General features: G+C 44.7%; 8 protein-coding genes. 2 read left to right on the top strand and 6 right to left on the bottom strand.

All coding sequences use genetic code 11. From position 1 onward, the window contains the following. The first annotated feature begins 157 nt into the window (after window positions 1-157). A complete protein-coding gene (locus MHH25_RS13900) occupies window positions 158-1,582 on the top strand; it encodes a glycoside hydrolase family 1 protein (RefSeq protein ID WP_076249446.1) in 1,425 nt (474 codons plus the stop codon). 195 nt (window positions 1,583-1,777) lie between these two features. On the opposite strand, the gene MHH25_RS13895 is transcribed toward MHH25_RS13900, so the two are convergent. The 5 genes from MHH25_RS13895 to MHH25_RS13875 all read right to left on the bottom strand — a co-directional run bounded on the left by MHH25_RS13895 (window position 1,778) and on the right by MHH25_RS13875 (window position 7,358). Further along, entirely contained in the window at window positions 1,778-2,380 is a 603-nt protein-coding gene (locus tag MHH25_RS13895) for a sugar O-acetyltransferase (RefSeq protein ID WP_340020504.1), read from the bottom strand. Window positions 2,381-2,418: 38 nt separating this feature from the next. Continuing rightward, entirely contained in the window at window positions 2,419-2,985 is a 567-nt protein-coding gene (locus MHH25_RS13890) for a sugar O-acetyltransferase (RefSeq protein ID WP_036670756.1), read from the bottom strand. A 219-nt stretch (window positions 2,986-3,204) separates the two neighbouring features. Further along, entirely contained in the window at window positions 3,205-4,368 is a 1,164-nt protein-coding gene (locus tag MHH25_RS13885) for an MFS transporter (protein WP_076211793.1), read from the bottom strand. A 128-nt stretch (window positions 4,369-4,496) separates the two neighbouring features. Further along, entirely contained in the window at window positions 4,497-5,249 is a 753-nt protein-coding gene (locus MHH25_RS13880; RefSeq protein ID WP_036670754.1) for a helix-turn-helix domain-containing protein, read from the bottom strand. 87 nt (window positions 5,250-5,336) lie between these two features. Then, window positions 5,337-7,358 carry a catalase gene (locus MHH25_RS13875; protein ID WP_340020503.1) on the bottom strand — a complete coding sequence of 674 codons (2,022 nt, stop codon included), beginning with the start codon at window positions 7,356-7,358 and terminating at the stop codon, window positions 5,337-5,339. 221 nt (window positions 7,359-7,579) lie between these two features. Here MHH25_RS13875 and MHH25_RS13870 point away from each other — a divergent pair, with 221 nt between their 5' ends. Continuing rightward, window positions 7,580-7,840 (top strand): hypothetical protein, encoded by a 261-nt coding sequence (locus tag MHH25_RS13870; protein WP_074094912.1) that lies wholly within the window; start codon window positions 7,580-7,582, stop codon window positions 7,838-7,840. 125 nt (window positions 7,841-7,965) lie between these two features. Here the strand turns inward: MHH25_RS13870 and MHH25_RS13865 are convergent, their stop codons facing one another. Next, entirely contained in the window at window positions 7,966-11,706 is a 3,741-nt protein-coding gene (locus MHH25_RS13865) for an alpha-L-arabinofuranosidase C-terminal domain-containing protein (RefSeq protein WP_340020265.1), read from the bottom strand. Window positions 11,707-12,036 lie beyond the last annotated feature (330 nt).

Below are 12,036 nucleotides of genomic sequence, written 5' to 3'. Positions count from 1 at the left end.
CGGAGACTCCCTTCTTGCTAACGAACTATAGAATAATAGTATGCCTCAGATCTGGGTCAAAAGTAAAACTTGACGTGTAACCCGTTACAACGTTTAAGCTTTTTTTATGTCATACATGAATCATCTTAATATCAATTTGATGAATGGAGCGATACACATGAGTAATCAAACCTATCAATTCCCGGAAAATTTCCTGTGGGGTGGTGCAATTGCAGCCAACCAGGCTGAAGGTGCATACAATCAAGGCGGCAAAGGATTATCTACTCAGGATGTAGCTCCCAAAGGCATCATGGGTCCAATCACGGAAGAACCAACCGAAGATAACATGAAACTGATCGGTATCGATCTGTATCATCGCTACAAGGAAGATGTGAAACTGTTTGCCGAGATGGGCTTCAAGGTATTCCGTACTTCCATCGCCTGGTCCCGTATTTTCCCAAAAGGGGACGAGCTGGAACCAAATGAAGAAGGTCTGCAATTCTACGACGATCTGTTTGACGAGTGTCACAAATACGGGATCGAACCACTGGTTACGCTATCCCACTATGAGACACCTCTTCACTTGTCCAAAGAATACGACGGCTGGGTTAACCGAAAAATGGTTGGATTCTACGAGCGTTATGTAACTGCCGTATTTAAACGTTATAAAAACAAAGTAAAATACTGGCTTACTTTTAACGAAATCAACTCCATTCTCGAAGCGCCATTCATGAGTGGTGGTATCTACACACCTAAGGAGAAGCTTAGCAAGCAAGATCTGTATCAAGCGATCCATCATGAGTTTGTAGCCAGCGCTTCCGCTGTGAAGCTCTGTCATGAGATCATTCCTACGGCACAGATTGGTTGTATGATGCTCAGTATGCCTACCTACCCGCTGACACCGAATCCGGACGATATGATCAAAGTCATGGAATTCGAGCATAGCAACTATTTCTTCGGTGATGTACACGTAAGAGGTCGCTACCCTGGTTATATGAAACGTTACTTCCGTGAAAATGGAATCGAGATTCAGATGGAAGCTGGCGACGAGGAAATGTTGCTGAATACAGTAGACTTTATCTCTTTCAGTTATTACATGAGTATCTGTCAGACAGCAGACCCGGAGAAACAAATCGCAGGTGAAGGTAACCTTCTTGGGGGTGTACCTAACCCTTATCTGCCAGCAAGTGAATGGGGATGGCAGATTGACCCGCAAGGATTGCGTTATGTCCTTAACATGTTCTATGACCGCTATCAAAAACCACTCTTTATTGTAGAAAATGGTCTTGGTGCTGTTGATGAGTTGATCACGGGTGCGGACGGGGAGAAAACAGTTGAAGATGACTACCGAATCCAGTATCTGAATGATCATCTGGTTCAAGTTGGTGAAGCTATTGAAGATGGCGTTGAAGTTATGGGTTATACATCATGGGGTTGTATTGATGTTGTCAGTGCGTCTTCTGCCCAGTTGAAAAAACGTTATGGCTATATCTATGTGGATCGTCATGACGATGGATCAGGAACACTCGAACGTTATCGCAAGAAATCCTTCCATTGGTACAAAGAAGTGATCAGCAGTAACGGGAAAAGTTTGCAGCGTTAAGGTTTTTTAAGCAAATGTAACAGATACATTCTTCTATCCCCCAGACATATCACATGAAAGAGTGTCGGTTATACAGTACCTTGGCATGTTTTCTGTCTGGGGGATTTTATTTTTATTTTCAAAAAGAAACACCCGATGATACACATCGGGCATTCTCCATTAGCGACTATCACGTTGTTCACTATTTATTCTTCACTAGATGTTCTTCACTACATCCCTGCTGTACTTTGTTTTGTCTTCTTCTGTTATCTTGCGAATGACCCTGCAAGGATTACCCGCAGCAATCACACCAGACGGTATACTCTTGGTCACTACGCTGCCTGCGCCGATGATCGTATTATCTCCAATCGTCACACCGGCAAGAACTGTCACACCGCCACCGATCCATACATTATTGCCCACCGTGATGGGTCCAACGATCTCCAGACCTTCCTTGCGTTGCTCAACATCATAAGGGTGGCCTGCTGTATAAAATCCGCAATTGGGAGCAACAAAAACGTTATCTCCAAAACTGATTTTGCCTCCATCCAGCATGACAATATTATGATTGCTGTAGAAGTTCTCACCAATTTCAATATTATAGCCGTAATCACATACAAATGGCTGTTCAATCAGGAAACGATCCGTCGTTTTCCCCAGCAGTTTCTTGATTAACTCTTCTCTTTCATTGATCTTGGCTGGATGGAGCTGGTTATAATCGTAACAAAGCCCTTTGGCATGTAAACGCTCTTCAATTAACTCTTGATCATAATTGGCGTTATACAAGAGCCCCAATTGGGATTTTTCTTTTTCAGTCATCATTTCGTAAGAACTTCCCATCTTCTATCTAAAATAAATTAAAGCTCAATCTCTCTAATAATTCTAGCAGGATTACCGCCCACAATCATATTATCCGGAACATCCTTTGTAACCACAGACCCGGAAGCAATGACCACGTTGTCTCCAATGGTAACCCCTGGATTAATAACAGCTCTACCACCAATCCATACATTATTGCCAATCGTGACTGGCTTGCCGTATTCTGCACCCGTATTGCGTTCATGCGGATGGAGTGGATGAGTAGCCGTATAGATATGTACATCTGGCCCCATTAAGCAATGGTCTCCAATACGAACTTCACACACATCTAATATCGTACAGTTAAAATTGCTATAAAAATGATTGCCTACATGAATGTTATATCCATAATCCACATGAATATTAGGTTCCATGCCCAGGTGTTCACCTGTAGATCCCAACAGTTCCTTCAATAACTTGGTGCGAAGCTCACCATCCGTTTCCGTCGTTTGATTGAACGTCCGCGTCATTTTCCTTGCATACTCTCTGTCCTCAGACAATTGAAGATCCGAAGCCATGTACAGCTCGCCATCCAGCATTTTTTGTTTTTCCGTCTTCGTAGTCATGATCACCGCTCCCTCATTACACATCATGTAATTCAACATTAAATAATACTTTTAAAAACTCTTTTAATTATATAGATTAGTATGAATAAAGCAAGTTTTGCTCGATATGAAAATGGTTTATTCTACTGACGCGTACTCTAGCGAAACAGCAAAAAAACCTCTACACCCATTAGACTATGGGAATGCAGAGGTTCAAGCTTTTTGTCTAATTTCTTTATTCTAAGCAACCGCCTGAACGGTTTTTTCCTTAACGCTAATGGCATAGATGGCAGTCACCAAACCAAGCAGAATCAGAACAGAACCAACCCATCCGGTGTTCAGAATCGATGAATGATCGATCACCATGCCGCCGATATAGGTACCCAGTGCAATACCTGCATGTGCAATACCTGAGTTGGTGCTGATTAGCGTTTCGGCTGTTTCCGGCGACGTTTTGATAATGAGACTATTCTGCACAGGCGTAACGGTCCAACTCAGTGCACTCCAGATGCTTAACAATAACAAGAAGGCGATCAAAGGCAATCCCACACTGAACGGAATGACAGCCATACTCACGATAAAGGGAATCAGCACAATGATAATGGCTTTAGCAGGATGCAGACGATCGGATAACATGCCCCCGATTCCTCCCCCTGCAACAGCGGCGATCCCAAACATCATATAGATAAAGGTGACCATCGTCGCACTGGCACCCAGCGTTTCTTGCAAGAATGGCGTGAAATACGCATATAAAGTCAAATGACCCGCAAGCACAAGCAAAGTTGTAGCATGGATTGCCAACATTTTTGGATTCCACAGTGCCGTAAGCTGTTTCTTCAGGGATACAGCAGGAATAGGCTGTACACGATCCATCGCAATCCAGATGGCCACCATAACCACTGCTGTGAGAATAGCGATCAACATAAACACCTCACGCCAGCCTGCCAAGTTACCTACAAAGATTCCAAGAGGCACACCTAGGATAAGTGATGCACTGCCTCCCATGGTAATAATCCCCACGGCGCGTCCTTTATATTGTGGTTCCACAATACGTGCTGCAAGGGTCAGGGAGAGCACAAAAATAAGTGAACCCGTGGCGGCTCCGAGTGCTCTGCCCGCCATCAGCATATAAAAACTGGAACTAAATGCAGAGATCAGATTACTGATCAGAAAAACAAACAGCGTACACATATATACCTTTTTACGCTCGAATCTGGCCGTCATATTTAATAAAATCGGTGCAGACAACGCATAGACAAGTGAGAAAATAGAGATTAAATACCCCGCTTTGGCCAGGGAAAGATGAAGATCCGTAGCAATCAGGTCCAGAATTCCGCCCAAGATCAGTTCAACGGTTCCGACCACAAATGCTGCGATAGCGAGCACATATACTTTCTTATTCATTTTTGAATCCTCCTCAAAAAGTTACAACTACGATAGTAACCCATAAGAATGAAAGTTTCAATAGTTATTTTCATGATTGTTTTCAAACAAAGATATAACAAAAAAAACTATCCTCCGAGAGAATAGTTTTAATAGATCAACCTGGTGAGCAGTTTCTCGATTTCAGCATCCTGTAACAGTTGGTCACCGTATTTTTTGGTAATCTGAGTAAGGGCAACATCATGGTAGAAATAATCAGTCATCGCTTTGACAATCGGTTTGGACATCGTCTTGATCGCTCGCCATGAATCATGCTCCACACCGGCAAACAGCAGATATGCATGATCCACAATAAGCAGCTGTGAAGGTTCTGGCGCATCAAGCAATGGAATCAACGAGTATATCCGGTTTAAGGATGTCTCCATTCCCCCAACGGCAAGCACTTCAACGTACACGCCCTGCTTTTCCTTCTGCTCCAGCAGTTCACGATATTTCTCCATACGCTCATTCCAGGCCAGAAAAAGAATTGATGAATCTGCTTCCTCGATAAGCTGTTCGATATTCGATGCGATGGACGACTCATCTTTTAACGTCCAGATATGCTCATCTGTAAATGTACGTTTGATTTTGTAACTCTTCAATTCCTCAATATCTTTCTCAAAATCAGCCTTGATCTTATGAATGATGGACTGAAGATCCACAGCCATATATAGTTTCTTCTTCCCATCCATCGTTGTCAGCACCGTTCCCTTGTCGATCAGACGGTTGAGCACTTCATAGATTTTGGCTTTGGGAACGTTGGAGTAATTTACAATCGATGTGGCATCAAGCGGTTCATCCTGGGCAAATATAGCCTCGTATACCTGACTTTCATATTGTGTAAACCCGAATTTCTGCAACATGGTTTGGATCGGCGCATCCCTTCTTAGTGTGTCTGGTCTATCTAGTTTAGACGCATGAACTTCCCATGTCCAGTTTATCCCACGTGGCTATGTCCGATCCCAAAAGCGCTGCTGGGTCATCGCTTGAATGAATTGCTCTGCAAACGCCGCAGGCTGCTGTTCCACAATGACGCCAGGTTTGCCTATAATGCCGACCGGCTGGATCACCGCTGCACCCGTCGGTGTAGCACCGATCGGTTTGAAATGATTGTACGTTTCGATCGCATAGGATCGGGTGTATTTCTGAACATAATCGTTTTCCTGCTGTCCTCCAACAATGAACAGACCATCATATACCAAGGGCGAGCCGGTCAAAAAGCTGTCGTCCACCTTGAGCTCCACATTCCCTGTTCCACGCACCACACCCTGTCTTTCATGTACAATGACCGGTTGAAGTCCCGCTCCCTTAAGCTCTTCCAAAATGTATTGTGTGCTCGGGCCATCGAATCCTTCCCCAACAATCACTCCGACACGCAATGTCTTGGGAGAAAACACCGTATTTGCCATGCTGAGCGCAGGTGAGGACTTCGTCACTGGAGATTCAGGGACGTTAGGTACATTGACTCCGAGTTCCACGGCCAGAATGGTCGCCAGCTCCGTGCTGATATGACCTAACATATTGACAACCTGCTGACGAATGGAAACATCCTTTACCTTCCCAAGTTCAAACGTAAGTGCCTGAATGATATGGCTTCTCTCCAAGCCTGACATGCTGTTCCAGAAGAGACGTGCTTGCGAGAAATGATCCAGGAAGCTGGGTGCCGTTTTCCGTTCTTTAAGACCTTGCACTGGGGAAGGATATGTCACAAATCCCCCTTTTGTTCCCGGCACAGTATAAGGTGAGTTATTGGCAAGCGAATTGTCATGATAGGCGACTCTCCCCTGATCAATGGTATAGCGAGAGGCTCCATCTCTCTGGTTGTTATGTACAGGGCATATCGGACGATTGATCGGCAGTTCCTGATAATTTGTGCCCACCCTCGCCAATTGAGTATCCGTGTACGAAAACAGTCGCCCTTGAAGCAAAGGATCATTGCTAAAGTCAATGCCACGTACGATGTTCCCTGGATGGAAAGCAACCTGTTCCGTTTCCGCAAATACATTTTCGACATTGCGGTTAATCGTCATTTTGCCAATGATTCGCACCGGAATGTCTTCTTCAGGCCATAATTTCGTTGCATCCAAAATATCAAAATCAAACTTGAATTCATCCGCTTCCTCCAAAACTTGTATTCCGAGTTCAAACTCCGCAAAATTACCCGCATTGATGTTTTCCCACAGTTCCCTGCGATGAAAGTCCGGATCCGCACCTCCCAGCTTTTGAGCTTCATCCCACACAAAAGAATGCATGCCAAGTACGGGCCTCCAATGAAATTTCACGAATCTGGATTTGCCTTCATTGTTCACCAGTCGGAAGGTATGTACTCCAAATCCCTGCATCATTCGAAAGCTTCGCGGTATCGTGCGATCCGACATAATCCACATGACCATAGCAGCCGACTCCTGGTTATTCGCAATGAAATCCCAGAAGGTGTCGTGTGCAGTAGAGCCCTGTGGAATTTCATTGTTAGGTTCCGGCTTTACCGCATGAATCAAATCCGGGAACTTAACTCCGTCCTGAATGAAAAAAACAGGTATATTGTTGCCAACCAAGTCAAAATTGCCTTCCTCAGTATAAAACTTCACGGCGAACCCACGTACATCCCGATTCGTCTCGTTAACCCCTTTGGAACCAGCAACTTCGGAAAAACGCACAAACAGCGGTGTTTTCACTCCTGGATTCTGAAGAAAATGAGCCATCGTTAACTCTTCAAGTGATTCATATAACTCAAATTCACCGTAAGCTCCATATCCGCGAGCATGCACAACTCTCTCCGGGATGCGTTCCCGGTCAAAGTGAGACAATTTCTCACGCATCAGAAAATCTTCAAGCAGCGTGGGTCCGCGATCCCCCGCTTTTAGCGAGTTGCTGTCATCTGATATTTTAACCCCTTCGTTGGAAGACATCTCTTTCCCGTTATTGTCCCGAAGAAAGGTGTTTCTTTGCTCAATCTTTTTATTCTCATCCATAGGTTCCTTGCTCATCCCAATCACCTCCAGAATATATGTATGGGATTGAAAATGCATTTATGAGTATCTGTTATACCTATGAATTGTTGTGAATTCCACAGGCACTAGATATAAATGGAAGGTGTTAACCCCATTTATTGCTCATGACGTCTTTTGTCTAGCACCTTCTACTTCACATTGTCATTTACTATAGAGAATCTAATAGAAAAGAGATGATTAGTATGGCTCGTGTCAATGCTGTTCCGCAACCGGATCTGGTATTAATCTATTGGTCAAGAAATCCCCTCGTCCCTGGTTCTGCGCGCAGAATCCAAAGTGTGCGCGTGATTGGTAATACGTCTCCATGTACATTCACACTGGTTCCCGGTGCACGGCTAATCAATGCACTGAACTGTTTGCTGGACAATGATATTGGATTCAAAGTGGTCTATCGCCATAAAACGTCGGCAATCAGTGGCGTTCTGTTATTAAAACGCAGATAATCAGACCCAAAGAAATGGTGCCTTCCTTTAGGAGAGCACCATTTCTTCGTTCTTTGATCATCAATGGACAGATTTCGAACGCCAAAAAACCGCGATATACGCGGTCTCTTGTTCACGATATGAATTTAATTCAGAATATCCATCACCAATACATTCACTGAATGAGCTGTTAAGTTAACCACCACCGATGTATCGGATAGTGTTATCTCCTGTTCTTGGGGAACCACTTTCTCATCATTCTTCTGATTCACATTCGGAATATGCACCAAATGATCCTCTCCAGTAAGTGTGATCAGTTTGGCTGAAGCATCAACTTTCAGATCCTGAAGGCAAATCCGGGTTGATTTATCCACATCATCTGCATTCACCAGTTTCACATATATATGCCGTGCGTCCTTCGTGACAGAGTGGAATACTTCCCGGTTGTAAGCTTCCAGCTTGTAATCCAGAACCTTGCTGATATTACGTCCGTCTGTATAGGAGCAGACCAGATTCTTTCCTGTATCCCCACCATAGTTAACCGTGATTGTATAATCGGTCCCATTCTCGAGTGGTTCATAGTTGGCCGCTCTCAGGTTACCTGCTGCCGAGCTGGATGAATAGTCTCCCAGTGTATAACCCTCAATCCCTTGTTTGTACACCTTCACGCCTGTTGCGTTCCCGCCGTAACTAATTGCGTACTCAATGACATCCTTGTTCTCAGGCGAGATATCCGTCAGTCCCACACCGATGTAAAAACCATCCTCACCTGAAATTCTTTCAGCCTCAACGTGAACTTTGTAATTGGTCCATTCGTCATTCAGCAGATACAATCCATTCAATCCACTTGATTGTGCCTTCAAAATGAGTCCTTTTCCTGCCGTTAACGCATATCCTTCCGATCCGGGAATCTGGCTCCATGCGTCACTAGGCTCTGTACGTTCCCTGAAATCTTCCTCAAACATCAAACTACCATCCTCATTGGACGTCACCGTGACTCGTTTCACCACGATGTCTGCATGACCTGTTGCAATCTCGATGCCTCCACGAGGAATGAGATTCAGCGGTTTGCCTTTGCTATATGTGGAGAATGAAGTCTCAAGCACCTGATCCCCTACATATTTTGCAAAAAGCTGCTGTACATAGTAATTCGGTGTATACCACACGGTTTCATCATCAAACCAGATGCAGTCTGGCGTCCAGCGGTAAGTACCGTCCGTTAGTACTTTGTTGAACAATGGCGCATAGGCAGCCAAACGAACAACGTCTGCATTATTTTCAAACCCAGTCATGATCGCAGCTTCTGCGACCGCTCCTGCCAGCGTGTTTTTGTCCGTGGAAGCATATTCTCCCACAAATACTTTGGATGTTTCTTTCCAATCGATACTTCCGTCTTCAAGATAAGCCCGGTCATAGTAGTTGTATCGATCCGCGTTATTCAGCAAATATTCATTGGAGCGGTAGTAGTGCTCATCTGCAATGGTGTCCATATAATTGTCCTGGTTTTCATACCAGGTTACCGTCTCCTCAATCACCTCTGTGCCATCTGCAAAAGCAACTTGAGCCGATCCGGTCAGATTCCCGCTGAGGAATTTCCATCCTTCCTGGTACGCATCATCATCCGCCTGAGCACCAACCGTCGAGATAATGTGCAACTCATGATCAGGATAGTTCTGCTCCATGTAGTCATCTATTGAACGTTTGAATACTTCGAAGTTGGCAAAAAATTCAGTGCCCCAGTTCTCATTGCCTACGCCCAGATAACGAAGATCAAACGGTTCAGGATGGCCCATCTGGCTTCGTACAGCCGCCCATTCGTTTTGTTCAAAGTCTGTACTGAGCGCAAAGTCAATCAGATCTGTAAAGTTGCGGATATAATAATCCCTTAAAGCGCCACCCGCAGGGTGAGCATAATCCGAGCGTGCCTGACACAACACACCGCAAGCCATGACTGGAACTGGAGCGGCATTGAGATCTTCCGCCAGTTGGAAGTACTCCATATAACCGAGGCCCATCGTCATCATGTAACCCCAGACATTATAATTTTCTTTGCGGAGCTCAACCGGACCCACAGAATCCTTCCAGTCATATACGTTATCCCAGATAAAAGATCCCTCCGAGATACATCCTCCCGGAAAACGCAAGAACTTCGGATGCAGATCTGCGAGTGCCTGAATTAGATCTTTTCTCAATCGATAGTTCGGGTTACCTGTGTAGTTGGCATGTGCTGTAGCCGATATTCCCTCTTCTGTCGGATCAGCTCCCCATACATTTTGAGGGACTAAGGACACCATATCGATCGAGATGTCACCTGCAAACGTAAGTGCCAGTTGACCAAGTACAGTCTCCGTTCCGATCAGAGACAAACCGTATTTCTTCCATGTGTTCCCGCCTTCAACATGCAGCGTTACCGAATCACTGATAGAAGTGTCACTTCCATCCTGCAATTGAACAGTGATCGTTCCTGCCAATTCTGCTTTTGCCCATACGGTAAAGTCATATGATTCACCCTGCTTGATGGACATGGCACAATGCTGGTTGGAGTCTGAGAATCCACGATTCCGAATCGTAGCCCCATCCTGAACCGTTACATAATAAGCATTTACTTCAGGGTCTTCCACGTTAAAGTGAACGTTTAGTCCATCCGTATGCTGTACGCGCATTTTCTCCGTATCGCCTGACCAGGCAAACAAAGGTTCACGATTTCGTCCTGTCGAACAGCCACATTCTCCAGAGTCATGCGAGTATGTATCAAATGCAAAAGACTCAAATGATCGATTCTGAACAAGCTCTGCATAGATTCCGCCATCTGCCGCGTTGTTAATATCCTCATAGAAAAGCCCATACATGACTTCACTGATGTCAGCCACCTTCTGATCTCCATGGATGGTGACCGTATAAGGCGGGAGATGGGCTGGCACAACAGACACGTCAAAGCTTTGGCTCAGCTTACGATCACCTCTGTTCAGAAGCGCACGGAGCGTAACCTCTTGTGCTGATGTGATTGCCTGAACTTCTCCGTTCTCAGACAGAACTTCTGGAGCACTGGAACTCCATTCAACAGACACTTTACCACCCAGCAAGTCTGCGGGTAATGATACATCCTTGGTGATGATTCGGTTGCGGAAGGACAAGTACTTGTCCGCCGCAAGCTTCACAATCGCTTCATCTGTCAGTGATTCACACATCACTTCAATGACTTCATCCATGGTGAGCGTTGCCCCATAGATCCGAAAGTCGGATAACGAGCCTGCAAAGTCCACATCCGCTGCATACTGGGAACGTCCAATATAATTCTGGCTATAATTCTCAGGATCGGTGAACGAATCAAACCATTCGCGCAATTTGGCATAATTGCCGCTCGACGTCTGACTGATCGAACCGTCTGCCGCCTTCTCCCCATTCACATATACAATCGGACCCGCACTGCTCAACGTTCCCCCTAGGCTGCCTGCTACGGAGAGCACGATATGCAACCATTCTCCGCTTGCAACTCCTCCACTTGGGTGGACAACCAGATTATCTCCGGCATATAAAGTTCCCAGAAGCTGACGTGTCAAAAATAAATACGGCCCCTTCTCCCCTTTGCCAAAGTCAAAAATGCGTTCCCACACATTAGACCCCTTGCCGAGAAACACCCAAGTAGCAATCGTAATTCCCGTGTTATCGCTTACATCACGAAGCAGATTCGAGGGTAATTGCAGATAAGAAGTTCCATTCGCTCCCCCGTTGAAAGTCACCGCCGTTCTACCTTTCAACTCGGATATCACAGGTAGAATCTCACCTTTGGCTATACCATCATGTCCCTTACCGGAGCTGTCCTTCCCGATCTGAACGTTATCCTCGAACGTGTATTGTGCAATTAATTGATTTTGATATGTGCTCATGTTCTTACCTCCTATGTAGTTGAGAATTGTCGGTTCACGCTTTTGATTCGTATTAATATAAAATGATTGATAAATAGTTAAACACATTTCTTAAACGTAATAATATCGCATCATCGATCCCCATTTCAATCCTAAATTTGAGAAAGACAACTGGTTTATTTGAATGTAATGACCTTTATCGGCTCTTCCCGTCTCTTATTTATTTTTCATTTTACTCTTATAAACATTAGATTTATGGTTTACAAACATATAAATCAATTGATAATATAACAAATGAAAGCGCTTGATATAATGAAATACTCAAAGGAGGTCTGCCGAACCTTTTATCGT

It is taken from the genome of Paenibacillus sp. FSL H3-0457 (assembly GCF_037981725.1).
GTDB lineage: Bacteria > Bacillota > Bacilli > Paenibacillales > Paenibacillaceae > Paenibacillus > Paenibacillus amylolyticus.
This window is presented reverse-complemented; position numbering and strand designations above follow the sequence as displayed.